The 24,505-nt window shown below is 46.7% G+C and carries 25 protein-coding genes and 1 tRNA gene; 23 read left to right on the plus strand and 3 right to left on the minus strand.

Translation table 11 applies throughout. From position 1 onward, the window contains the following. The first annotated feature begins 127 nt into the window (after nucleotides 1-127). Genes rpmG through AC9UEY_RS02445 form a run of 5 tightly spaced genes read left to right on the plus strand, consistent with a single transcriptional unit; the run spans nucleotide 128 to nucleotide 2,989 of the window. Nucleotides 128-298 (plus strand): 50S ribosomal protein L33, encoded by a 171-nt coding sequence (gene rpmG, locus AC9UEY_RS02425; protein WP_445835565.1) that lies wholly within the window; start codon nucleotides 128-130, stop codon nucleotides 296-298. After that, nucleotides 298-687: an FAS1-like dehydratase domain-containing protein gene (locus AC9UEY_RS02430; RefSeq protein ID WP_509537276.1), complete on the plus strand. Its 390-nt coding sequence runs from the start codon at nucleotides 298-300 to the stop codon at nucleotides 685-687. The genes rpmG and AC9UEY_RS02430 overlap by 1 nt, the downstream gene beginning before the upstream one ends. Then, nucleotides 684-1,079, plus strand: a complete 396-nt coding sequence (locus AC9UEY_RS02435) for a MaoC/PaaZ C-terminal domain-containing protein (protein WP_509537279.1) — start codon at nucleotides 684-686, stop codon at nucleotides 1,077-1,079. The genes AC9UEY_RS02430 and AC9UEY_RS02435 overlap by 4 nt, the downstream gene beginning before the upstream one ends. Then, complete coding sequence (locus AC9UEY_RS02440) at nucleotides 1,076-1,963, plus strand: glycosyltransferase family 2 protein (protein ID WP_509537282.1); 888 nt, start codon at nucleotides 1,076-1,078, stop codon at nucleotides 1,961-1,963. Before AC9UEY_RS02435 ends, AC9UEY_RS02440 begins: the two co-directional genes overlap by 4 nt. A 9-nt stretch (nucleotides 1,964-1,972) precedes the next feature. Beyond that, on the plus strand, nucleotides 1,973-2,989 hold the full coding sequence (locus AC9UEY_RS02445; RefSeq protein ID WP_509537285.1) for a UDP-N-acetylmuramate dehydrogenase: 1,017 nt from the start codon (nucleotides 1,973-1,975) through the stop codon (nucleotides 2,987-2,989). Here AC9UEY_RS02445 and AC9UEY_RS02450 read toward each other — a convergent pair. Beyond that, complete coding sequence (locus tag AC9UEY_RS02450; RefSeq protein WP_509537288.1) at nucleotides 2,986-4,185, minus strand: pyridoxal phosphate-dependent aminotransferase; 1,200 nt, start codon at nucleotides 4,183-4,185, stop codon at nucleotides 2,986-2,988. The two genes, AC9UEY_RS02445 and AC9UEY_RS02450, sit on opposite strands and share 4 nt — an antisense overlap. A 114-nt stretch (nucleotides 4,186-4,299) precedes the next feature. Between AC9UEY_RS02450 and AC9UEY_RS02455 the strand changes: the two genes are divergently transcribed. The 9 genes from AC9UEY_RS02455 to AC9UEY_RS02495 all read left to right on the plus strand — a co-directional run bounded on the left by AC9UEY_RS02455 (nucleotide 4,300) and on the right by AC9UEY_RS02495 (nucleotide 15,489). Then, nucleotides 4,300-4,373 (plus strand) — tRNA-Trp (locus AC9UEY_RS02455). A 59-nt stretch (nucleotides 4,374-4,432) separates the two neighbouring features. Then, on the plus strand, nucleotides 4,433-4,657 hold the full coding sequence (gene secE / locus AC9UEY_RS02460) for a preprotein translocase subunit SecE (RefSeq protein ID WP_509537291.1): 225 nt from the start codon (nucleotides 4,433-4,435) through the stop codon (nucleotides 4,655-4,657). A gap of 9 nt (nucleotides 4,658-4,666) precedes the next feature. Then, nucleotides 4,667-5,410 (plus strand): transcription termination/antitermination protein NusG, encoded by a 744-nt coding sequence (nusG, locus tag AC9UEY_RS02465; protein WP_509537293.1) that lies wholly within the window; start codon nucleotides 4,667-4,669, stop codon nucleotides 5,408-5,410. Nucleotides 5,411-5,440: 30 nt separating this feature from the next. Then, nucleotides 5,441-5,872 carry a 50S ribosomal protein L11 gene (gene rplK / locus AC9UEY_RS02470; protein ID WP_509537296.1) on the plus strand — a complete coding sequence of 144 codons (432 nt, stop codon included), beginning with the start codon at nucleotides 5,441-5,443 and terminating at the stop codon, nucleotides 5,870-5,872. Between the two features lie 103 nt (nucleotides 5,873-5,975). Beyond that, complete coding sequence (gene rplA / locus AC9UEY_RS02475; RefSeq protein ID WP_509537299.1) at nucleotides 5,976-6,680, plus strand: 50S ribosomal protein L1; 705 nt, start codon at nucleotides 5,976-5,978, stop codon at nucleotides 6,678-6,680. Nucleotides 6,681-6,931: 251 nt separating this feature from the next. Further along, a complete protein-coding gene (rplJ, locus tag AC9UEY_RS02480; RefSeq protein ID WP_509537302.1) occupies nucleotides 6,932-7,582 on the plus strand; it encodes a 50S ribosomal protein L10 in 651 nt (216 codons plus the stop codon). A 5-nt stretch (nucleotides 7,583-7,587) separates the two neighbouring features. Next, nucleotides 7,588-7,971, plus strand: coding sequence for a 50S ribosomal protein L7/L12 (gene rplL, locus AC9UEY_RS02485; protein ID WP_509537305.1), 384 nt, complete (start codon nucleotides 7,588-7,590; stop codon nucleotides 7,969-7,971). Nucleotides 7,972-8,192: 221 nt separating this feature from the next. Continuing rightward, nucleotides 8,193-11,663, plus strand: a complete 3,471-nt coding sequence (gene rpoB, locus AC9UEY_RS02490; protein ID WP_509537475.1) for a DNA-directed RNA polymerase subunit beta — start codon at nucleotides 8,193-8,195, stop codon at nucleotides 11,661-11,663. Nucleotides 11,664-11,676: 13 nt separating this feature from the next. After that, a complete protein-coding gene (locus tag AC9UEY_RS02495) occupies nucleotides 11,677-15,489 on the plus strand; it encodes a DNA-directed RNA polymerase subunit beta' (protein WP_509537308.1) in 3,813 nt (1,270 codons plus the stop codon). Between the two features lie 59 nt (nucleotides 15,490-15,548). On the opposite strand, the gene AC9UEY_RS02500 is transcribed toward AC9UEY_RS02495, so the two are convergent. Continuing rightward, entirely contained in the window at nucleotides 15,549-16,790 is a 1,242-nt protein-coding gene (locus AC9UEY_RS02500; RefSeq protein WP_509537311.1) for a M48 family metallopeptidase, read from the minus strand. A gap of 3 nt (nucleotides 16,791-16,793) precedes the next feature. Continuing rightward, nucleotides 16,794-17,498 carry a purine-nucleoside phosphorylase gene (deoD, locus tag AC9UEY_RS02505; RefSeq protein ID WP_509537313.1) on the minus strand — a complete coding sequence of 235 codons (705 nt, stop codon included), beginning with the start codon at nucleotides 17,496-17,498 and terminating at the stop codon, nucleotides 16,794-16,796. Nucleotides 17,499-17,542: 44 nt separating this feature from the next. Here deoD and AC9UEY_RS02510 point away from each other — a divergent pair, with 44 nt between their 5' ends. The 9 genes from AC9UEY_RS02510 to rplW all read left to right on the plus strand — a co-directional run bounded on the left by AC9UEY_RS02510 (nucleotide 17,543) and on the right by rplW (nucleotide 24,502). Beyond that, nucleotides 17,543-17,911, plus strand: coding sequence for a hypothetical protein (locus AC9UEY_RS02510; protein WP_509537316.1), 369 nt, complete (start codon nucleotides 17,543-17,545; stop codon nucleotides 17,909-17,911). A 208-nt stretch (nucleotides 17,912-18,119) separates the two neighbouring features. Then, the gene (rpsL, locus tag AC9UEY_RS02515; RefSeq protein WP_018207201.1) at nucleotides 18,120-18,500 is read left to right on the plus strand and encodes a 30S ribosomal protein S12; all 381 of its coding nucleotides are present in this window, start codon (nucleotides 18,120-18,122) and stop codon (nucleotides 18,498-18,500) included. Next, nucleotides 18,500-18,970, plus strand: coding sequence for a 30S ribosomal protein S7 (gene rpsG / locus AC9UEY_RS02520; RefSeq protein WP_509537319.1), 471 nt, complete (start codon nucleotides 18,500-18,502; stop codon nucleotides 18,968-18,970). The genes rpsL and rpsG overlap by 1 nt, the downstream gene beginning before the upstream one ends. Before the next feature lie 113 nt (nucleotides 18,971-19,083). Then, on the plus strand, nucleotides 19,084-21,138 hold the full coding sequence (gene fusA / locus AC9UEY_RS02525) for an elongation factor G (RefSeq protein ID WP_509537477.1): 2,055 nt from the start codon (nucleotides 19,084-19,086) through the stop codon (nucleotides 21,136-21,138). 76 nt (nucleotides 21,139-21,214) lie between these two features. Then, entirely contained in the window at nucleotides 21,215-22,408 is a 1,194-nt protein-coding gene (gene tuf, locus AC9UEY_RS02530) for an elongation factor Tu (RefSeq protein WP_509537322.1), read from the plus strand. 109 nt (nucleotides 22,409-22,517) lie between these two features. After that, a complete protein-coding gene (gene rpsJ / locus AC9UEY_RS02535; protein WP_509537325.1) occupies nucleotides 22,518-22,826 on the plus strand; it encodes a 30S ribosomal protein S10 in 309 nt (102 codons plus the stop codon). A gap of 16 nt (nucleotides 22,827-22,842) precedes the next feature. Further along, the gene (rplC, locus tag AC9UEY_RS02540) at nucleotides 22,843-23,538 is read left to right on the plus strand and encodes a 50S ribosomal protein L3 (protein WP_509537327.1); all 696 of its coding nucleotides are present in this window, start codon (nucleotides 22,843-22,845) and stop codon (nucleotides 23,536-23,538) included. Nucleotides 23,539-23,540: 2 nt separating this feature from the next. Continuing rightward, nucleotides 23,541-24,212 carry a 50S ribosomal protein L4 gene (gene rplD / locus AC9UEY_RS02545; RefSeq protein ID WP_509537330.1) on the plus strand — a complete coding sequence of 224 codons (672 nt, stop codon included), beginning with the start codon at nucleotides 23,541-23,543 and terminating at the stop codon, nucleotides 24,210-24,212. Further along, nucleotides 24,209-24,502 (plus strand): 50S ribosomal protein L23, encoded by a 294-nt coding sequence (gene rplW, locus AC9UEY_RS02550; RefSeq protein WP_509537333.1) that lies wholly within the window; start codon nucleotides 24,209-24,211, stop codon nucleotides 24,500-24,502. The genes rplD and rplW overlap by 4 nt, the downstream gene beginning before the upstream one ends. Nucleotides 24,503-24,505 lie beyond the last annotated feature (3 nt).

Genomic DNA, 24,505 nt, shown 5'->3' on the forward strand with positions numbered 1-24,505 from the left:
CGGCTCATAATCGCTGTGTCGTGGGTTCAAATCCCGCCTCCGCTACTAGTTCAACGAGCGTGAATTTCGCGCTACGTGATGGCTCAGGTAACCTGTGCCTCTCGTAATCGATAGAAGGAGTAAGACCATGGCAAGTAAGAGCTCGGACGTCCGTCCAAAGATCACCATGGCATGCGTTGATTGCAAAGAGCGTAACTACATTACAAAGAAGAACCGCCGCAACGATCCAGACCGTATGGAACTTAAGAAGTTCTGTCCACGTTGCAAGTTGTCAACTCTTCACCGCGAAACTCGCTAATGATCAATCCCGATTCGGTCGGGCGCACCTTTGAAGGTGCAGGGTCTGTAACTGTTTCTCAATCTGAAATTGATGACTTCTGTGCTGTCATCTCAGAGACAAATACAACTGTCGCACCTCCTACCTTTTCTATTCGGATTTCATTGTCCCAATATGAAGCAATTCTGACTCAACCTGACATTGGCGTTGATTGGACTCGCTTAGTTCACGGGGATCAAAAGTTTGAAATCTTTCGCCCAATAGTTGCTGGTGATGTGTTTAAGTGTTCAGCGACAATCGAAACGCTTCGAGTTGCTGCAGGAAATGAAATTGTCTCCGTTCGCTCGGATCTACATAACGGAGCTGAATTAGTTGTTTCTTCTTGGTCCACTTTGGTGGTGCGCGCATGATTGAAGTCGGCACTGTTTTGGAAGAACATATCTTTTATCTAGATCGCGCATTGCTTAAGGCGTATGCAGATGCAAGTGGAGATCAGAACCCAATCCACCAGAATGAAGAGTTTGCACTCTCTGTCGGGCTTCCTAATGTCATTGCACACGGCATGCTAACAATGGCTTTGGTTGGAAAGTATGTGACAGATTGGGCAGGCGGATCAGCTTCAGTTAAAGAGTTTTCGGCCCGCTTTGTTAAGCCTGTGATTGTGCCGGCAGATCAAAAGGTTGATTTAACTGTGACAGCTACTGTTGCTGAAATAGATGGTAATCAGATATCAATAACTTTGAGTGCTACATCTGCTGGCGTAAAGGTTCTTGGTATGGCTAAAGCGGTTGTAATCAAGTGAGCATTCCAGATTCAGTAACTGCGTTAGCACAAGCCCGCATGGATGCACGTGCCGCAAAAGACTTTGCCCTAGCCGACAAATACCGCGATGAATTACTTCAAGCAGGTTTTGAAGTTGTAGATGTTGCTGGGGGATATGAACTAAAGCCTAAGAAGCCTTATATAACTCTTGCTTACCCTCGCGATATCCGAACTATTGATTTGGAAAACGATGTCACAGTTGGATTAATTGTTGATGGCTTCACAGAAGATGCCTTAGAAACAGTTAAAGCGATAAAGGCCAACAGTGATTGCGCTGTGGCAATAATTTCAATTGGTGATGCTGGCACATTGTTTGAGCAAATGGATAAGCGCACCTATTTGATTTCAGTTAATCCAGGTGCTGCATGGGGAGATTGTGCAAATGTTCTTCTCGAAAAGGTCCAAAGTAAGTATGTAATCATCATGGATCCTTCAACTCGTTTTACAGGCGATGCAATTACTCCAGTTGTCCAAGAACTCGAAAAGGGCGAATACGTCGCCGTTGGTTGGCGCGGGGGATTAGTTAACACTGAGGATGAATGGCGAAGTGTTGATGACAAGGGTCCTGGCGAAGTTGATGTTCTGTTTTCTTACTTCATGGCATTTAACCGCGCAGCGATGATTGAAGTGGGTGGATTTAATCCTCGCGCTGTGTATTACCGAAATGCAGACATGGAATACTCATTAAAGATCCGCCAAGCAGGTGGCAAGTTGCTACAAATGGAGTTGCCACTTACGCAAGAGCGTCATCACGGATATCACGACGCAGATCCCGAATACCGCGAGGTGCAGTCCAAGAAGAACTACGACCGTATCTTGGATAAGTACAGAGGTAAAAGCGCAATTTTGTCCCCGCGCAGGTAACCTTTCTACATGACCGAGTTATCCCAATACACCAGCTTGCGCGTGGGTGGCCCGGCTACAAAAATTGTTCAGGTATCAACAGAGGCGCAAATAATCGCTGCCATTGAAGAGGCAGGCGATACGCCTATTTTGATTATGGGTGGCGGCACCAATGTTCTGATTGCAGATAAGGGCTTTGAAGGAACGGTTATTCGAATCTCTAACAACTCTGTGCAAGCAGAAGTTGATGCATGTAGCGGTGCCACGCTGACAATTGGTGCGGGTGAAGACTGGGATGTATTTGTTCAAACAACAATTGCCAGTGGTTTCGCAGGTCTTGAAACCCTCAGCGGAATTCCTGGCACGGTGGGTGCCTCACCCATTCAAAATATTGGTGCATATGGTCATGAAGTTTCAGAGTTCATTACACGTGTTCGAACTTATGACCGCCAAGAAAAAGTGCTAAAAACATTTACCAATAGCGAATGCCAATTCTCATACCGAAACTCTTTATTCAAGTCGCACCCTGGGCGATATGTCGTACTAGATGTCCAGTTCCAGATTCGTCGCGGTGAGTTGAGTGATCCCATTACTTATCTTGAACTTGCTAAAAAACTTGGAGTACAACTAGGAGATAAAGCACCAGTAGTTGCAACTCGTGACGCTGTTCTTGAGCTTCGTGCAAGCAAAGGAATGTTGCTATCTCTCGAAGATCATGATTCGTGGTCTGCTGGATCCTTCTTTACTAATCCAATTATTTCGCAGCAAGCAGCAGATGCCTTGCCTAATGCTGCGCCTAAATGGCCGCTCAACGATGGTCGAGTAAAGATTTCTGCTGCGTGGCTTATTGAAAATGCAGGAATGCATAAGGGTGATGAAGTTGGTGGTGCGCGTATTTCATCAAAGCATGTGCTGGCATTGACTAACTCTGGTGATGCAACAGCTGCAGATATTGCAGAGCTTGCAAAGCGCGCACGAGATCACGTTAAAGAGATATTTGGAATAACCCTTGAAGCAGAGGTAAATCTGATTGGGATCGAGATTTAACCTTCTGTAAGTAGTTTCTTAATACGGCCAATACCTTCGACAATATCTTCATCACTTGTTGCATAGGAAAAGCGCAGGTATCCAGAGGGACCAAATGCTTCGCCTGGTACTGCGGCAACTTCAACCTCTTCAAGTAACAAGGTAGCTAATTCAGCAGATGTCGTAGGTGTTTTCCCACGGATTGTTTTGCCCAATACGCCCTTAACGGATGGGTAGACGTAAAAAGCACCGGTAGGTGTTGGGCATTCAAATCCTGGAATTTCGTTGAGTAAACCAACAATTAACTTACGGCGACGGTTAAATGCTTCACCCATTGTGTGAACGGCATCAAGGTTTCCGGTCACTGCTGCAATAGCTGCGCGCTGTGAAACATTTGAAACATTTGACGATAGGTGTGATTGCAAGTTGGTGGCTGCCTTGATGACATCTTTTGGTCCAATCATCCAGCCCACGCGCCAACCTGTCATTGCATAAGTCTTTGCAACTCCGTTAATGATGATGCATGTGTCTGCAAGTTCTGGGACTACAACTGGAAGTGATGGAGCCTTCGCACCGTCATATAACAAGTGCTCATAAATTTCATCGGTGATTACCCAGATGTTGTTTTTAACAGCCCATTCACCAATTGCTTTAACTTGCTCTGGTGAATAGACAGCACCTGTTGGATTTGATGGAGAACCAAAAAGCAACGCTTTTGTTTTTGGTGTGCGAGCAGCCTCTAGCTGTTCAATTGAAACCAAATAGTTTTGAGTTTCATCAGCAAATACCTCAACAGAAACTCCGCCAGCTAATTTGATGCACTCTGGGTATGTAGTCCAAAATGGTGATGGAAGTAGTACTTCATCGCCTGGATCAATAATTGTTGCAAATGCTTGATACACAGACTGCTTGCCACCATTTGTTACCAGTACTTGGTCAACGGTGATGTCATAGTTACTGTCACGCTTAGTCTTTGCAACGATTGCTTCGCGTAGATCTGGCAAACCTGGTGTTGGTGTGTAGCGATGGTTTGCTACAACCTTTGTTGCAGCAGCTGCTGCTTCAACGATGTAATCAGGTGTTGGGAAATCTGGTTCACCTGCACCAAAGCCAATTACTGGACGACCAGCTGCTTTAAGCGCCTTTGCTTTTGCATCAACGGCCAAAGTGGCTGATTCTGCGATAGCTGCGATGCGGGCTGAGATACGTGGAGTCATAGGCGTAAGTCTGCCGTATTTCACGCGCGAGTTAGACCTGAACCCCACCTTGCCTCTACACTTCGACGCTCACGAGGGTTTGCTTTTCCCTATGGTTTTGCCATGCTCTCGCGAAGGGCAGTAGCTCAATTGGCTAGAGTTGCCGTCTCCAAAGCGGCCGGTTGGGGGTTCGAGTCCCTCCTGCCCTGCAAGTAGTACGAAGTATGTGTAATAAAGAAGTATCCGTGAAGTATCGAAAGGAATGACGATGACAGAGTCAGTTGAACAAGTAGCCGAGAAGCTCGGTCTATTTGCGCGCGTTGGACTTTTCTATCGCCAAGTAGTTTCAGAACTTCGCAAGGTTGTTTGGCCTACACGTAATCAGCTAACAACATACACAGCTGTTGTTCTTGTATTCGTTTCATTCATCATTGCCGTTGTATCTCTCATCGACCTTGTTCTTGGAAGACTTGTCTTCTGGGTATTTGGATAAAGGAAAATAATGACTGAAGAGATCAAAGCAGACGCATTTGAAGCAGCACTTGCTGCCAATGCGACAGAGATTTCAACTCCGGTAGTTGAAGAAGAGATCGTTGAAGCTCCAGTAGCTTCGCCTGAGCCTGAGCTTGCGCTCGCATCAGATGAAGATGGCGACATCGAATCAGATGACAATGATCCAAACGCAGAATTCCGTCGCACCCTGCGCACAGCACGTGGCGACTGGTATGTAGTCCACTCTTATGCAGGATATGAGAAGAAGGTTAAAGGCAACCTTCATAACCGCATTATGTCTCTCAACATGGAGGATTACATCTTCCAGATCGAAGTACCTGAAGAAGAGGTCAAGGAACTTAAGAACGGCCAGTTCAAGATGGTTAAGCGCAACATCTACCCAGGTTATGTTCTTGTTCGCATGGATCTAACTGATGAGTCATGGTCAGCAGTTCGTAACACTCCTGGTGTTACAGGCTTCGTTGGCAACGCTCATCACCCATCACCACTGAGCATGGATGAAGTTGAAAAGATTCTTGCACCACGTCCACAGAAGAAGTTGGATAAGGATCAAATCCGTCTTATTGACTTCGAAGTTGGCGAGTCAGTAACTGTGATGGATGGCCCTTTTGCAACGCTGCCAGCATCGATCTCAGAGATCATGCCAGAGCAAGCAAAGCTCAAGGTTCTTGTTTCAATCTTCGGACGTGAAACACCTGTAGAACTTTCATTTGCGCAAGTACAAAAGATTTAATTAGAAAACCAAGAAAAAGAGGAAACAGAAATGGCACCAAAGAAGAAGGTAACCGGCTTCATCAAGTTGCAGATTCAGGCTGGAGCAGCAACACCTGCACCACCAGTTGGTCCTGCGCTAGGTCAGCATGGTGTCAACATCATGGAGTTCGTGAAGGCATACAACGATGCAACAGCATCACAAAAGGGCCAGATCATTCCAGTTGAGATCACTGTCTATGAAGATCGTTCATTCACATTTATCACCAAGACACCTCCTGCATCACGTTTGATCTTGAAGGCGGCTGGCGTTGATAAGGGATCAGCTGTTCCTCACAAGACTAAGGTTGCAAACATCACCATGGCTCAGGTCAAGGAGATCGCAACACAGAAGATGTCAGATCTGAATGCAAATGACATTGATGCAGCTTCGAAGATCATTGCGGGCACAGCTCGTTCAATGGGAATCACAGTCAACGGATAAATAAATTTCTCAACACCAAATTGGTGAAGAGATGTGGGAGAACCTCGCTGGTTCGCTAACCACAACCACTAGCTTCTTTTAAATAAGAAGAAATGAGGAAGAAATGAAGCGCTCAAAGAAATACTTAGCGGCAGCTGAAAAGGTAAAGAAAGATCACCTATACACACCGCTACAAGCAGTAACACTTGTTAAGGAAACATCAACAGTTAAGTACGACGCATCTGTAGAAGTTGCTCTCGTTCTTGGTGTGGATCCCAAGAAGGCTGATCAAGCAATCCGTTCAACAGTTAACCTTCCACACGGAACTGGTAAGACTGCTCGCGTTTTGGTTTTCGCGAACGGTGCAAATGCTGATGCAGCTCGCGCAGCTGGTGCAGACATCGTCGGTGGCGACGAACTGATTGAAGAAGTTGCAAAGGGTCGTCTTGATTACGACGCAGTTGTTTCAACACCAGATCTCATGGGCAAGGTCGGTCGCCTCGGTAAGGTTCTAGGACCTCGTGGTTTGATGCCAAACCCAAAGACAGGAACAGTTACAACAGATGTTGCTAAGGCTGTTGAAGATATCAAGGGCGGAAAGATTGAATTCCGCGTTGATAAGAATTCAAACCTTCACTTCTTAATCGGTAAGGCTTCATTTACTGCAGATCAACTTGCAGATAACTATGCAGCTGCGATGGAGGAAATACTTCGTGCCAAGCCAAACTCTTCAAAGGGTCGCTACGTACAAAAGGCTGTAGTTTCAACAACGATGGGACCTGGAATCGCTATCGATCCCAACCTAGTTCGCGAACCATCAGCTAACTAAATAAGAATTCATGAGAAGGGCCTCGGCATTGCGCCGGGGCCTTTTTTCATGCGTGATTTGACCTCGAAGGCTGCCCACCTTTAACCTTAGGCCATAACCAAAGACCGCAGGTCTAGATCAACCGCAAGGTGGATCTAAATAAATGAGGAAATCTCAGCCCGCGTAGGTGATCATGGTAAATCCGTGGCGCTTACGCGTTACGGATTTTTTTATTCCCTACGGTCACCAATGAAACAGGAAAGGTGAACCGAATGGCTCGCCCAGATAAGACAACAGCAGTTGCTGAACTTGCGGAGGATTTCCGTACAGCTAATGCAACAGTGCTCACTGAATATCGTGGTCTTTCTGTTACATCAATGAAGGAACTTCGCCGCGCACTTGGTACAACAACCAAGTACTCAGTAGTGAAGAACACTCTCACAAAGATTGCAGCAAAGGATGCTGGAGTAGAGATCGCAGATGATCTTCTCACCGGTCCATCAGCTGTTGCATTCATCAAGGGTGATCCAATTGATGCAGCAAAGAGCCTCCGTGATTTTGCAAAAGAGAATCCATTCCTTGTTATCAAGGGTGGTTTCTATGAAGGCAAGCCTGTAACACCTGCAGAGATCATGCAGCTCGCTAACCTCGAGTCTCGTGAAGTTCTGTTGGCCAAGCTTGCTGGTGCAATGAAGGGATCGTTTGCTAAGGCAGCGCGCATATTTGACGCACTCCGTATCAAGCTTGAATCAGAACAAGGCGCACCTGCGCCAGTTGCAGAAGCAGCACCAGCTGCTGAAGCAGTAGTCGAAGCTCCTGCAGAAGCAGTAGTTGAGACACCAACAGATGTAGCAGAAGCTCCTGTAGCTGAAGCAACAGAAGTAACTACAGAAGCAACCCCAGAAACAGAAGAGAAGGAATAACGAATATGGCAAAGCTCAGCACACAAGATCTATTGGGTCAGTTCAAGGAAATGACATTGGTCGAGCTCTCAGAGTTCGTTAAGTCTTTCGAAACTGAATTTGATGTAACAGCAGCGGCTCCAGTAGCAGCTGCAGCAGCAGGCGGCGCAGCAGGCGGCGCAGCCGAGGCAGCACAAGATGAGTTCACAGTTATCTTGGAAAACGCTGGATCACAGAAGATTGCAGTGATCAAGGAAGTTCGCGGACTAAATTCAAGCCTTGGCTTGAAGGAAGCGAAGGACCTAGTGGATGCATGTCCAGCAACCCTTCTAGAGAAGGCAAGCAAAGAGACAGCAGACAAGGCAAAGGCAGCACTAGAGGCAGCTGGCGCGACTGTAACAATCAAGTAATTTCAATAATTACCGCGAAAGACCCCGTTTGGCCATCGTGCCAGGCGGGGTTTTTTCATCCACAAATTCTCCAAAAGGCCTGACAAAGCCCTGGCTTAGAGGTATAAGCATTGGGTTGGACAGGGCGGGGGTGAGGTCGGTACTCTTCACCTTCGCACAAATTTCTATGGTCAGGGCATATAGCGGCTGAGACCTAATAGTTGTGCGTTCCCGCAACTTGTCTGAAAGGACATCTCTTGGCCGCGTCTAAAAAAATCTCAGTAGCCCCCCGTCGAGTTTCATTCGCCAAGATCCGCGAACCCCTAGAAGTTCCTAACCTGTTAGCGCTGCAAACTGAAAGCGTTGACTGGCTATTAGGTAACGATGCATGGCGTTCACGTATCGCAGCAACCGATTCAATGAATCGTGGAGAAATCCCAACAACTTCAGGTCTTGAAGAAATCTTTGAAGAGATTTCTCCGATCGAAGATTTCCAGGGAACGATGTCTCTATCTTTCCGCGATCACCGTTTCGAGCCACCTAAGTACTCAATTGCTGAGTGCAAAGAACGCGATATGACATATGCACAACCATTGTTCGTAACAGCAGAGTTCACAAACAACATCACTGGTGAAATTAAGTCACAGACAGTATTTATGGGTGACTTCCCAGTTATGACAGCTCGCGGAACATTCGTAATTAACGGAACCGAGCGTGTTGTTGTTTCTCAGCTAGTTCGTTCACCTGGTGTGTACTTCGAGCGCACAATTGAAAAAGCATCTGACAAAGATGTTTTCACTTCAAAGATTATTCCTTCACGTGGTGCATGGGTTGAATTTGAAGTTGATAAGAAAGATCTTGTTGGTGTTCGCATCGACCGTAAGCGTAAGCAGTCAGTAACAGTGTTCCTAAAGGCACTTGGTTGGACTGAAGAACAAATTCTTGAAGAGTTCGGCGAGTTTGAATCAATGCGCGCAACTCTTGAAAAAGACACAGTTAAGACACAAGATGAAGCGTTACTAGATATCTACCGCAAGCTTCGTCCAGGTGAGCCTCCAACTAAGGAAGCTGCACAGAATTTGCTCGAAAACCTTTACTTCAACCCAAAGCGTTATGACTTGGCCAAGGTCGGTCGCTTTAAGGTTAATAAGAAGCTAGGTCTAGACCTTGATCTTTCATCATCAATTCTTACTATCTCTGACATTGTTGCGACTTTGCGCTACTTAGTAGCACTTCACCGCGGCGATCTATTGATGGAGTACGGCCGCGAAGTTCGCGTTGAGAAGGACGATATCGATCACTTCGGTAACCGTCGTCTTCGTACTGTTGGTGAATTGATTCAGAATCAGGTTCGCATTGGTCTCTCACGTATGGAGCGCGTTGTTCGCGAACGTATGACGACACAAGATGTTGAGGCAATTACTCCTCAGACTCTGATCAACATCCGTCCAGTAGTTGCGTCAATCAAGGAGTTCTTCGGAACTTCTCAGTTGTCACAGTTCATGGACCAGACAAATCCTTTGTCAGGACTTACACACAAGCGTCGTCTTTCAGCACTTGGACCTGGTGGTCTCTCACGTGATCGCGCAGGCTTCGAAGTTCGTGACGTCCACCCATCTCACTACGGACGTATGTGTCCAATTGAAACTCCTGAAGGACCAAACATTGGTCTGATCGGTTCACTTGCAACATATGGTCGCGTAACAGCTTTTGGTTTTATCGAGACTCCTTACCGCAAGGTTTCAAAGGGTCGCGTTACAGATCAGGTTGATTACCTCACTGCAGATGAAGAAGATGAACACATCATCGCGCAGGCAAATGCACCACTAACAGATGACAATCACTTTGCAGAAGCACGCGTACTAGTACGTCGTCGTGGTGGCGAAGTTGAATACATCCCAGCTGATGAAGTTGATTACATGGATGTTTCACCACGTCAGATGGTTTCTGTTGCAACAGCAATGATTCCGTTCCTTGAGCACGATGATGCTAACCGTGCGTTGATGGGTTCTAACATGATGCGTCAGTCAGTTCCTTTGATGCGTGCAGAAGCACCAGTCATTGGTACAGGTATGGAGTTCCGTGCCGCAGTTGATGCAGGCGATGTTGTAACCGCAACTAAGGCCGGCGTTGTTACTGAAGTATCTGCAGATGAAGTTAAGGTCATGGCAGATGACTCGACTTACCAAACGTATTCATTACACAAGTTCACACGTTCTAACCAAGGAACTTCATACAACCAGAAGGTTGTTGTTTCTGAAGGTCAGCGCGTTGAATTTGGCTCAGTTATCGCTGACGGTCCTTGTACCGATCAGGGTGAAATGGCGCTCGGAAAGAACCTACTCGTGGCATTTATGTCATGGGAAGGTCACAACTACGAAGATGCGATCATTCTTTCACAGCGCCTAGTTCAGGATGATGTTCTTACATCAATCCACATCGAAGAGTATGAAGTTGATGCTCGCGATACCAAGCTTGGTGCAGAAGAAATCACTCGCGATATTCCTAACGTTTCTGAAGAAGTTCTCTCAGATCTAGATGAGCGCGGAATCATTCGCGTTGGCGCCGATGTTGTACCTGGCGACATCTTGGTTGGAAAGGTAACTCCTAAGGGAGAAACTGAACTCACACCTGAAGAGCGTTTGCTTCGTGCAATCTTTGGTGAGAAGGCTCGCGAAGTTCGCGATACATCTCTTAAGGTTCCACACGGTGAATCTGGAAAGGTTATCGGCGTAAAGATCTTTGAATCTGAAGAAGGTTTCGAGCTTGCAGCTGGCGTTAACCAATTGGTTCGCGTATATGTTGCACAGAAGCGCAAGATTCAAGATGGTGACAAGCTTGCTGGTCGCCACGGTAACAAGGGTGTTATTTCTAAGATCCTTCCAGTAGAAGACATGCCATTCCTTGAAGATGGAACTCCAGTAGATGTTGTACTTAACCCACTTGGTGTACCTGGTCGTATGAACGTTGGTCAGGTTCTTGAAATGCACTTGGGCTGGGTAGCAAAAACTGGTTGGGATCTTTCAGGTGTTGATGAAGCATGGCAGAAGCACATGCGTGCAATCGGCGCAGAAAAGGGCGAACCAGGAACAAAGTTTGCTACTCCTGTTTTCGATGGCGCTCTAGAAGATGAAATCTCAGGTCTTCTTTCTGCAACTCTTCCAAACCGTGATGGTCTCCAACTTATTGGTAAGAGCGGAAAGGCCAAGTTGTTTGATGGTCGTTCCGGCGAGCCATACCCAACACCAATTTCAGTTGGATACATGTACATCTTGAAGCTCCACCACTTGGTTGATGACAAGATTCACGCACGTTCAACTGGTCCATACTCAATGATCACGCAGCAACCACTCGGTGGTAAGGCTCAATTCGGTGGTCAGCGATTTGGTGAAATGGAGGTGTGGGCACTTGAAGCTTATGGTGCTGCATACACACTCCAAGAACTACTCACTATTAAGTCAGACGATGTGCTCGGCCGCGTAAAGGTGTACGAAGCAATCGTTAAGGGTGAAAACATTCCAGAGCCAGGTATCCCTGAGTCATTCAAGGTGCTTATCAAGGAAATGCAATCACTATGTCTGAATGTAGAAGTGCTTTCTTCAGAAGGTGTCGCAATTGAAATGCGCGATACAGATGAAGAAGTATTCCGTGCCGCCGAAGAGCTAGGTATCAACTTGTCACGAGTTGAGCCAAGCAGCGTAGAAGAAGTGTGAGAGGGAAAATAACATGTTAGATGTCAACTTCTTTGATGAACTACGTATCGGTCTCGCATCTGCAGACAATATTCGCGAGTGGTCTTTTGGTGAGGTTAAGAAGCCAGAGACCATTAACTACCGCACACTAAAGCCTGAAAAGGATGGCCTATTCGACGAGAAGATCTTCGGACCAACTCGTGACTGGGAATGTTATTGCGGTAAGTACAAGCGCGTTCGATTTAAGGGAATCATTTGCGAGCGTTGTGGTGTTGAAGTCACACGTGCAAAGGTTCGTCGCGAACGCATGGGTCACATCGAGCTTGCAGCTCCTGTAACTCACATCTGGTACTTCAAGGGTGTTCCATCACGCCTTGGTTACCTACTTGATCTTGCTCCAAAGGATCTAGAAAAGGTTATTTACTTCGCTGCTTACATGATCACAGAGGTTGATACTGAAGCGCGTGAAGAAGATATGCCACAGATGGAAAAGAAGCTTGCTAATGATCGCAAGAAGATCGAAACTCGTCGCGATAACGATGTAGATGTGCGCACCAAGAAGCTTGAATCAGATCTTGCAGAACTCGAAGCAGAGGATGCAAAGTCAGATGTTAAGCGCAAGGTTCGTGAATCAGCAGAGCGCGAGCTTAAGTCGATCCGTGATCGTGCAGAGCGTGAAATCACACGTCTAGAAGATGTGTGGGCACGTTTTAAAAACCTTAAGGTTCAAGATCTTGAAGGCGATGAAAACCTTTACCGTGAAATGCGTGACCGTTATGGCATGTACTTCAAGGGTGACATGGGAGCAGCTGCAATCAAGCGTCGTCTAGAGACATTTGATCTAGAAACTGAGCACAAGCTACTTACAGATCTTTCTGAAAATGGTAAGGGTGCAAAGAAGACTCGTGCAATCAAGCGCTTGAAGGTTGTTAACGCATTCCTTACAACAAGCAACAAGCCAGCATCAATGGTTCTTGATTGCGTTCCAGTTATTCCACCTGATCTACGTCCAATGGTTCAGCTAGACGGTGGTCGCTTTGCGACCTCAGATCTCAACGATCTATACCGTCGTGTTATCAACCGTAACAACCGTTTGAAGCGTTTAGCTGATCTCGGTGCACCAGAGATCATCGTTAACAATGAAAAGCGTATGTTGCAGGAAGCTGTAGATGCGTTGTTCGATAACGGTCGTCGTGGTCGTCCAGTTACAGGTCCAGGTAACCGCGCGCTGAAGTCATTGTCAGACATGCTTAAGGGTAAGCAAGGACGTTTCCGTCAGAACTTGCTCGGTAAGCGCGTTGACTACTCAGGTCGTTCAGTAATTGTTGTTGGTCCACAGTTGAAGCTGCACCAGTGCGGTCTTCCAAAGCAGATGGCACTTGAACTTTTCAAGCCATTCGTAATGAAGCGACTTGTAGATCTAAACCACGCGCAGAACATTAAATCTGCAAAGCGAATGGTTGAGCGCGCACGTCCAGTTGTTTGGGATGTGCTTGAAGAAGTTATTGCAGAGCATCCTGTTCTGCTTAACCGCGCACCAACCCTTCACCGTCTAGGTATTCAAGCTTTCGAACCACAATTGGTTGAAGGTAAAGCAATTCAGATTCACCCACTCGTATGTACAGCTTTTAACGCTGACTTCGACGGTGACCAGATGGCGGTTCACTTACCTCTATCTGCTGAAGCACAGGCAGAAGCTCGTATCTTGATGTTGTCTTCAAACAACATCTTGTCACCAGCATCAGGCCGTCCAATTACATCTCCTACACAGGACATGGTTCTTGGTCTTTACTACCTAACAATGGTTCGTGACAACGAGCTTGGCGAGGGACGTGCATTCGGTTCTATTCCAGAAGCGATCATGGCTCACGATCAGCACTCAGTGTCATTGCAAGCGAAGATCAAAATTCGTTTGACTCCAACATCAGAGACAATTGAAACAACAATTGGCCGCGCATTGTTTAATGAAGCGCTTCCAGCTGATTACCCATTTGTTGATCTTGATGTAACAAAGAAGCAGCTTGGATCAATTGTTGATCGCCTTGCTGAGTTCTATCCAAAGGTAGTTGTGGCAGAAACGCTTGATGCGTTGAAGTCACTTGGCTTCCATTGGGCAACTCGCGCTGGTGCAACAATCGGTATCGAAGATGTTGTTACACCTCCACGCAAAAAGGAAATTCTTGAAAGCTACGAAACACAGGCTGACAAGGTTCAATCGCAATATGAAAAGGGACTCATCACTGATGACGAGCGTCGTCAGGAATTGATCGAGATCTGGACAAAGGCAACAGCTGAAGTGGGTAAGGAGATGGAAGAAAACTTCCCTCGCGTTAACCCAGTGTGGATGATGGTCTTCTCTGGTGCTCGTGGAAATATGATGCAGATCCGTCAGATTGCCGGTATGCGTGGACTTGTAGCAAATCCAAAGGGTGAAATTATTCCTCGCCCAATCAAGTCAAACTTCCGTGAAGGTCTTTCAGTACTTGAGTACTTTATTTCTACTCACGGTGCTCGTAAGGGTCTTGCAGATACTGCCCTTCGTACCGCTGACTCTGGTTACCTCACTCGTCGTCTTTGCGACGTTGCTCAGGATGTCATCATCCGTGAAGAAGATTGCGGTACTGATCGCGGTCTTGTTCTACAGGTTGGTGTTCGTCAAGAGTCAGGTGGCCTAGTTAAGTTTGATCACGTTGAAACATCAGTATTTGGACGTACATTGTCTGAAGATGCAGTTGTTAATGGCGTGGTAATTCTTCCAGCAGGTACAGATCTTGGAGATCGCAACATTGATGAACTTGTTGCAGCAGGTGTTGACGAAGTAAAGATTCGCTCAGTTCTTACTTGCGATAGCAAGGTCGGACAGTGTGCAGCTTGCTACGGTCGTTCACTTGCAGCAGGTCAGCGCGTTGCAGTCGGTGAAGCAGTGGGAATCATTGCAGCACAGTCAATCGGTGAGCCTGGTACACAGCTAACAATGCGTACCTTCCACACCGGTGGTGTTGCTGGTGATGACATCACTCACGGTCTTCCACGTATCGTTGAGCTCTTCGAAGCGCGTACACCTAAGGGTGTTGCACCAATCGCTGAAACAGCAGGTGTTGTTTCATTCCGCGAAGATGCAAAGGGCAAGAAGATCGTCGTTACTCCAGATGATGGAGGCGAAGAGGTTGCTTACCCAATCACTCGTCGTCAGAAGCTACTTGTAGAAGATGGTTCACGCGTTGAAGTTGGCCAGAAGATGGTTGTTGGCGCGATTGATCCAAAGCAGGTTCTTCGTATTCTTGGACCACGTGCAACTCAGGTTCACTTGGTTAATGAAATCCAGTCTGTGTATCGCTCACAGGGTGTAGGAATTCACGATAAGCACGTTGAAGTAATTGTTCGTCAAATGCTTAAGCGCATCACAGTGCTTGAAGCAGGAGATGCCGATCTACTTCCAGGCGAGCTTGTTGAGCGTGGTCGTTTCGAGACTGAAAACCGTCGCGTTGTGACATCAGGTGGAAAGGCTGCCTCAGGTCGCCCAGAACTTATGGGTATCACTAAGGCATCTCTTGCAACTGAGTCATGGTTGTCAGCGGCTTCATTCCAGGAAACAACTCGTGTACTTACAGATGCTGCACTGTCAGAGAAGAGCGATCCATTGCTCGGTCTGAAGGAGAACGTCATCATCGGTAAGTTGATTCCAGCTGGTACTGGTCTTGCCCGTTACCGCAACATTCGTGTTGAGCCAACGGAAGAAGCAAAGGCCGCAGTTTATGCAGCTTATGACGAGTACGACTTCACACCATTTGACCAACAAGGTTCTGGTGAGGCTGTTCGTCTCGATGAGGTTGAAGTACCTCGCTAAAAATAGTTACACAATAGAAAAGGCTCCCTTCGGGGAGCCTTTTCTATGTAAGAAACAGGCTATTTCTTTAGATTAGCCAATCGATCAAGGATCGGTGGGTGGGAGTAATGCACTGCAACATAGACAGGGTGTGGGTTTAAGTTACTTAAGGATTCAACAGACAATTTTTTGAGTGCTGAGTACATATGGTCCCGCGCACCTGGATAGGTATCAATTGAGTACTGATCTGCTTGGTATTCGTTGTGACGTGAGAATGAGTTGTTAATCAAACCAAGCACAGTTGAAACCGGTGTGAAGAGCATGAAGAAAGCAATCATGGATAAATGAAAGCTTGGAGTATCTGAGCCAAGTGCTTTGGAAAGGTTTGGATTACCAAGTAACCAACCCAGCAAAGAGAAAATGACAAGTGTTTGCACATTGCTAAAGGCAAACATCGTATAGACATGCTTGCGCTTGTAGTGACCAACTTCGTGGGCCAAAACTGCAACAGTCTCTTTTGTTGTTAGCTTTTCAATCAAGGTGTCATAAAGACCGATGATCTTCACCTTGCCCATGCCTGAAAAGAAGGCATTAAGTTTTGTGGAACGCTTTGAGGCATCCATCTCCCACAATTTTGATAATGGGAAACCTTGTGACTGGCAGTAAGCCTCAACCTCAGTGCGTAGTTCACCTTCTGGCAGTGGCTTTAACTTATTAAACATCGGCAAGAAGATGCGTGTGCCAAAGATGAACATGAACAAGGTAATTGCAGAAACTGCAAGCCAACCAACAAGCCAGAAAGTAGATTGTAGAGTTTGGTAGATCCATGCGATCAGCGCAATTACTGGCAGACCAAGTGCAACGCTAAGTAGTAATTGCTTGATTGTGTCCATAACAAAGAGTTTCTTTGTGGTCTTGTTAAAGCCAAACTTTTCTTCAATAACAAAGGTTGAATAATAGGAAATAGGAAGATTTCCGATCATTGAAACCAGTATCAAACCCCCAAAAAAGATAACTGTGACAAGTAAATCATTGCTATATCGATCCCGAATGGCCTGATCTAGCCAGGCAAACCAGCCCAAAATGATGGCTGAAAGCACTACTACAGTGGCTATTACAGTGGTCAGCATCTCTACTTTGTATTTGGCAGTGCCGTATTCAAGGGACTTTGCATACTCATCTGGGTTATAAATCTCTGCGGCCACTCCTGTCAGCGCAACGTTTTTGTTGCTTTCATTCAGGAAATCAATGACACGACCTGCAGCAAAATCGATCAGAATAAAGGTAACGATGCCAAGGAGTAAGAGTTCAGCAGTTGTCATTGCCTATCCGTTCAGTGCTGCGCTTAGTGCAATCTCAACCATGGCATTGAGCGACTTTTCACGTTGCTCAGATGGCATAGATTCATGAGTAATGATGTGATCAGAGACAGTTAACACAGCCAAAGCGCGACGCTGCTTACGTGCTGCAATTGAATACAGAGCATTAGCTTCCATTTCCACACCAAGTACCCCGTGCTGAATCAACTTTTGCGCAGAATCTGTTTCATCATAGAAATAATCCATTGAGGCAATGCCACCGATGTGAACATTGGGATTGCCCTTAGATGCTTCATAGGCAGCAAGAAGTAGTTTGAAATCTGCATGAGGTGCAAAATCTAGGTTGTTTGTAAAACGACGATTGATGTTTGAATCTGTTGACGCAGTCATCGCAAGGATGACATCGCCAATCTTTGTCTTTTCTAGCAATCCACCACATGTGCCAATACGTATTGCTACTTGAACGTCGTATTCATTGAAAAGCTCAGTTGCATAAATTGAAATAGATGGAAGACCCATGCCAGTTCCCATGACAGATACTCGTTCACCTTTATATGTTCCGGTAAAACCAAACATATTTCGCACTGCATTAAATTGCGTGACATTTTCTAGGTAGTTATCTGCAATCCACTTAGCGCGCAGTGGGTCGCCAGGTAGAAGGATGCGATCGGCAATGTCGCCCTTTTTAGCCGAGATATGTGGTGTGCTCATGAAGGGAGCCAACCACATCTGGCAACGGGAGTACCCTTGTTTCTATGGCGATTTTGGTAATAGAAGATCAGGGCCTAAGGCTGCAATTGAGTCCCTTGGAACAGCTGGCTGCCTGCTGGCCAGCTCCCAAAGCCTTGCTCAGCCAGGTTGAATCCATCGAATATGTCGAAAACCTATGGACCACCCAGGTGCTTCAAGGGGTTCGAGCCCCAGGCACCTCCTTTCCATATGTGGTGCTCATAGGGGTTATGCGCAGGCGCAAAAACAAGGATTTTTGCGTTATTAAGCGTAAAAAGCCGGGGGTAGTCATCACTTTTTCCTCGGGGAATTTCCAGAGATGGATCTATACCCTCGAAGGATCCCGACACGCCGAAGAGCAGATCCTGGCTGGATTTGGGCCCATCGCCCAATAAAAGGAGTAAAAGCACGGATTTGCCTCGCGTGAGCGGGTTGGGTTACCCTTCGCGTCTGCTCTTTTATAGGGCTTCTTTGCTTGCGTTCGTGAACAAGTTGCAAAACTTTTTACGGAACATATGCGAATCGGGTGCAACACACCCGACCGCGTGGGTCGGCAAATAAGCGTGAATAAAGATCAGTAACGAAGATACGAATGGAGATGAAGTGCCAACAATTCAACAGCTAGTTCGTCGTGGTCGTGCAGAAAAGACTACGAAGACAAGCACACCTGCACTTAAGGGTTCACCACAACGACGCGGTGTTTGTACACGCGTTTATACAACAACCCCTAAGAAACCAAACTCTGCTCTTCGCAAGGTTGCACGTGTACGTCTTACTAGTGGCATGGAAGTCACTGCATACATTCCAGGTGAAGGTCACAACTTGCAAGAGCACTCCATTGTTCTTGTTCGCGGTGGTCGTGTAAAAGACTTGCCTGGTGTTCGTTACAAGATCATTCGCGGATCACTAGATACACAAGGTGTTAAGAACCGTAAGCAATCTCGTTCACGCTACGGAACTAAGAGAGAGAAGAAGGCTAGCTAATGCCACGTAAAGGCCCCGTTGTTAAGTCACCTGTTGTTGCAGATCCTGTTTACAACTCACCAGTTGTTACTGCGCTAATTAACCGCGTTCTTCTACACGGTAAGCGTTCAACTGCTGAAGCGATTGTGTACAACGCTCTAGAAGGTACACGTCAAAAGACTCAGGTTGATCCACTTATTACTTTGAAGCGCGCGCTAGATAACATCAAGCCAGCTGTTGAGGTTCGCTCACGCCGTGTTGGTGGAGCTACTTACCAGGTGCCAATTGAAGTTAAGGCAAGCCGTTCAACAACTTTGGCGCTACGTTGGTTAATTGATTACTCACGTTCACGCCGCGAAAAGTCAATGGCAGAGCGTTTAATGAATGAGCTTATTGATGCAAGCAACGGCCTTGGTGCTGCTGTAAAGCGTCGTGAAGACACACACAAAATGGCGGAAGCAAACAAGGCGTTTGCTCACTACCGCTGGTAACAACTAAGTAATCAACGAATTTACGACTAGTTAATTAGAAGCTTTCGAGAAGAGGAATATAAGTGTCAACAGTAGAAAAGATCGATCTAGCTACGGTTCGCAACATTGGAATCATGGCTCACATCGACGCGGGAAAAACCACGACTACTGAGCGCATCCTTTTCTATACAGGTATTAACTACAAGATTGGTGAAGTTCACGAAGGCGCAGCAACCATGGACTGGATGGAGCAGGAGCAAGAACGTGGAATCACGATCACTTCAGCTGCAACTACATGTATGTGGGATGACCACCTGATCAACATCATTGATACACCTGGCCACGTTGACTTCACAGTTGAAGTAGAGCGTTCACTTCGTGTTCTAGATGGCGCAGTTGCTGTATTCGATGGTGTTGCCGGTGTTGAGCCACAATCTGAAACTGTATGGCGTCAAGCAGATCGTTACTCAGTTCCACGTATTTGTTTTGTTAACAAGCTAGACCGTACAGGTGCATCATTTGATAAGTGTGTTGCGATGATTAAAGATCGCCTTAACGCAGTAGCCCTAGTTCTACAGATTCCAATTGGCGCAGAGTCTGACTTCCTTGGTGTTGTCGATCTGATCGCGATGAAGGCACTTACCTGGCGTGGAGAAACACAAAAGGGTGAAGATTACACAATCGAAGAGATTCCAGCTGACTTACTTGAAAAAGCAAAGCAAGCTCGCCACGACTTGATTGAAACACTTTCAGAGAACGACGATATTTGTATGGAGAAGTTCTTAGAAGGTATTGAACTAACTGATGTTGAAATCATCGCTGGAATTCGCCGCGCAACACTTGCCGCAAAGCTCACTCCAGTTCTCACTGGTTCAGCATTTAAGAACAAGGGTGTTCAGCCAATGCTTGACGCTGTTGTTCGCTACCTTCCAAGCCCACTAGATGTTGATGCGATCGTCGGTCATGACATGAATGATCCTGAGAAGGAAATTAAGCGCCTTCCAAAGAATGAGGAACCATTCTCAGCACTTGCTTTCAAGATCATGACAGATCCACACCTTGGAAAACTTACTTTCATCCGCGTGTACTCAGGCGTTCTAGAAACTGGTTCAACAATCTTGAACTCAGCTAAGGATCGCAAAGAGCGCATCGGAAAGATTTATCAGATGCACGCAAACAAGCGCGAAGAGCGTGACAATGTTGGTGCAGGAATGATCGTTGCTGTTATGGGTCTTAAGGACACAACAACAGGTGAGACTCTCTGTGATCCAGCTAAGCCGGTAATCCTTGAATCAATGGACTTCCCAGCACCAGTTATCTCTGTTGCTATTGAGCCAAAGACAAAGGGTGACCAAGAAAAGCTTGGCGTTGCGATTCAGCGTTTGTCTGAAGAAGATCCAACTTTCCATGTGAAGACAGATGAAGAAACAAACCAGACAATTATCGCTGGTATGGGTGAACTTCACCTTGAAATTCTTGTCGACCGTATGCGTCGCGAGTTCAAGGTTGAAGCAAATGTTGGTAAGCCTCAGGTTGCTTACCGCGAAACACTTCGTAAAGCTGTTGCTCGTCACGACTACACACACAAAAAGCAGACTGGTGGTTCTGGACAGTTTGCAAAGATTCAGATTGCAATTGAGCCACTTCCAACTGGAACAGTTGAAGGCGGATATGAATTCGTAAACAAGGTCACTGGAGGTCGCGTTCCACGCGAGTACATCCCTTCAGTTGATCAGGGTTGCCGCGAAGCAATGACCTCAGGTCCTCTTGCTGGTTACCCACTCACTGATGTACGAGTAACTCTTCTTGACGGCGCGTATCACGATGTTGACTCATCGGAGCTCGCTTTCAAGGTGGCTGGTATCGCAGCGTTCAAGGAAGCCTCAAAGCTTGCTGATCCTGCAATTCTCGAACCAGTAATGAAGGTCGAAGTTGTTACCCCTGAAGACTTCATGGGTGATGTCATCGGCGATATCAACAGTCGTCGTGGTCAAATTCAGGCCATGGATGAGCGGTCAGGTGCCCGCGTTGTTAGGGCGCTAGTTCCGTTGTCAGAGATGTTCGGCTATGTCGGCGATCTCCGCTCCAGAACTCAAGGTCGTGCAAGCTACTCAATGGAATTCGATTCGTATGCCGAAGTACCTGGCAACGTAGCGAAAGAAATCATTGCGAAGGTTCGCGGCGAATAATCCCTAATTAACTAAAAAAAGAACCAAACAGCACGACCCTAATAACTAAGCACTAGTAAACGAAAGAGGAACCAAAATGGCAAAGGCCAAGTTCGAGCGCACAAAGCCGCACGTAAACATTGGAACCATCGGTCACATTGACCATGGAAAGACCACTCTTACTGCAGCGATCTCAAAAGTTTTGCATGACAAGTACCCAACACTTAATGCTGCTACAGCATTCTCAGATATCGATAAGGCTCCTGAAGAGCGTCTACGCGGTATCACAATCTCTATCGCTCACATTGAGTACCAGACAGAGAAGCGTCACTACGCACACGTTGACTGCCCAGGTCACGCTGACTACATCAAGAACATGATCACTGGTGCTGCACAGATGGACGGAGCAATCCTCGTTGTTGCAGCTACAGACGGTCCAATGCCACAGACTAAGGAGCACGTACTACTTGCTCGTCAAGTTGGCGTTCCATCAATCGTTGTCGCTCTTAACAAGTCAGACATGGTTGACGATGAAGAAATTCTAGAACTAGTTGAAATGGAAGTTCGTGAACTTCTATCTAAGTACGAGTTCCCTGGCGATGACACTCCAATCGTTCGCATCTCAGCACTCAAGGCTCTTGAAGGCGATGCAGCATGGGCAGAGAAGATCGTTGAGCTAATGGATGCAGTAGATTCATTTATTCCTCAGCCAGCTCGTGAAATCGATAAGCCATTCCTTATGCCAGTAGAAGATGTTTTCACAATCACAGGTCGTGGAACAGTAATCACTGGTCGTATCGAGCGCGGAGTCGTAAAGGTTAACGAAGAAGTTGAAATCGTAGGTATCCGCGTGGATGCTCAGAAGACAACTGTTACAGGCGTTGAAATGTTCCGTAAGCTTCTTGACGAAGGTCAGGCTGGCGAGAACGTTGGACTTCTACTTCGTGGTCTAAAGCGTGAAGATGTTGAGCGCGGTCAGGTTGTTTGCAAGCCTGGTTCAATCACACCTCACACAGAGTTTGATGCATCTGCATACATCCTTTCAAAGGATGAAGGCGGACGTCACACACCATTCTTTAACAACTACCGTCCACAGTTCTACTTCCGTACAACTGACGTAACTGGTGTTGTAACACTTCCAGCAGGAACAGAAATGGTTATGCCTGGCGATAACACTGAAATGGCAGTAACGCTAATTCAGCCAATCGCAATGGAAGAAGGACTTCGCTTCGCAATCCGTGAAGGTGGCCGCACAGTAGGTGCTGGTCGCGTTACAAAGATTAAGAAGTAATAGCTCCACAGAATTAAATGTTTGAGCCCGGCGGCGTAAAAAACCGCCGGGTAATAACAAAAGTTTGAAAACTAAATTTAAACGAAGTATAAAAAAGAAGGAGAACGACATGGCGGGACAAAAGATCCGCATTCGACTCAAGGCCTACGACCATGAGGTGATTGATAGTTCAGCGAAGAAAATCGTTGAAACTGTTGAGCGCACTGGTGCGACGGTCGCGGGTCCAGTGCCGCTACCAACAGAGTTCAACACTTACTGTGTTATTCGCTCTCCTCACAAATATAAGGACAGCCGCGAACATTTCGAGATGCGCACACATAAGCGCCTCATCGACATCATCGACCCAACACCTAAGACTGTTGATTCATTGATGCGTCTTGACTTGCCAGCAGGCGTCGACATCGAGATTAAGCTCTAAGGAAAGGACGACAACAATGACTTTTACAACTCAAGCAGCTGGATCGTCCATCAAGGGCGTCCTCGGTAAGAAGCTTGGTATGACCCAAGTTTTTGATGCTAACAACAAGATGGTTCCAGTAACCGTTGTTGAAGCAGGTCCGTGTGTTGTTACGCAGATTCGTACACCTGAGAAAGATGGTTACTCAGCTGTTCAGATCGCTTTCGGCGCAATTGACCCAAAGAAGATTACAAAGCCACTTGCAGGCCACTTCGCAAAGGCTGGTGTTACACCACGCCGTTCAGTAGCAGAACTTCGCACACTTGATACAACTAGCTACACAGTTGGACAAGAACTTGGTGCAACAGTATTTGCTGCTGGCGAATTAGTTGATGCAACTGGAACAAGCACAGGTAAAGGAACTGCTGGTGTTATGAAGCGCCACGGTTTCGGTGGTCTTGGTTCATCTCACGGTGTTGATCGTAAGCACCGTATGCCAGGTTCAATCGGTGCATGTTCAACACCAGGTCGTGTTTTCAAGGGTATGCGCATGTCAGGTGTTATGGGTGGCGTTCGCGTTACAACTCAAAACCTTGTTGTGCACTCTGTTGATGCAGACCGCAACTTACTTCTCATCAAGGGATCAGTTCCTGGCCCAGACGGACAGCTTGTTTTCATCCGTTCTGCAGCTAAGCACGCGATCTATGAAACAGCAGGAAAGGCTGGCAACTAATCATGGCGCTTACTGTTGAAGTAAAGAACGCAGAAGGTAAGAAGGTTGGATCAGTAGATCTTCCAACTGACATCTTCGATGTTCAAACAAATATTCCTTTAATTCACCAGGTAGTAACTGCTCAACTTGCAGCTGCTCGCCAGGGAACACAAAAGGCAAAGAACCGTGGAGAAACTTCTGGTTCAGGTAAGAAGCCGTTCAAGCAAAAGGGAACAGGTCGTGCCCGTCAGGGTTCTATCCGCGCTCCGTTGCAACGCGGTGGTGGAGCAGCACACGCTGTTCGCCCACGTACATATTTCCAACGCACACCAAAGAAGATGATTGCTGCAGCACTACGCGGAGTTCTTTCAGACCGCCAGCGCAACGATCGTATTCACGTGCTGGATTCAATCACAACGACAGCGTCAACGAAGTCAGCAATTGCGGCAGTTCGCCAGTTCAGTGATCGCAAGAATCTTCTTGTAGTTGTCTCACGTACTGAGGATCTTGCATGGCGTTCACTTCGTAACGCTGATGACATGCACCTTCTTGTTCCAGATCAGTTGAACGCATACGACATCCTCAAGAGCGATGACGTTGTTTTCTCAGAAGCTGCGATCAAGGATTTCCTCAAAGCTCCTTCAAAGGGCAAGAGCACAACTTCAGTTGCACGTGAAAGTGAGGTCAGCGCATGAAAGATTACCGCGACGTTCTAGTTGCACCAGTTGTCTCTGAAAAGAGCTACGGGTTGCTTGATGAGAACAAGTACACATTCATCGTTGCACCAGATGCTAATAAAACAGAGATCAAGATCGCTGTTGAAAAGGTATTCGGCGTGAAGGTAGTAAGCGTTAACACAATGAACCGTCAGGGCAAGAACAAGAAGACTCGTTTGGGTGATGGAAAGCGTAAAGACACCAAGCGTGCGATTGTTCAAGTTGCAGCTGGCGACCGCATCGACATTTTCGGAGGGCCGGTTTCCTAAGCG

It is taken from the genome of Candidatus Planktophila sp. (genome assembly GCF_040402275.1).
Classification (GTDB): domain Bacteria; phylum Actinomycetota; class Actinomycetes; order Nanopelagicales; family Nanopelagicaceae; genus Planktophila.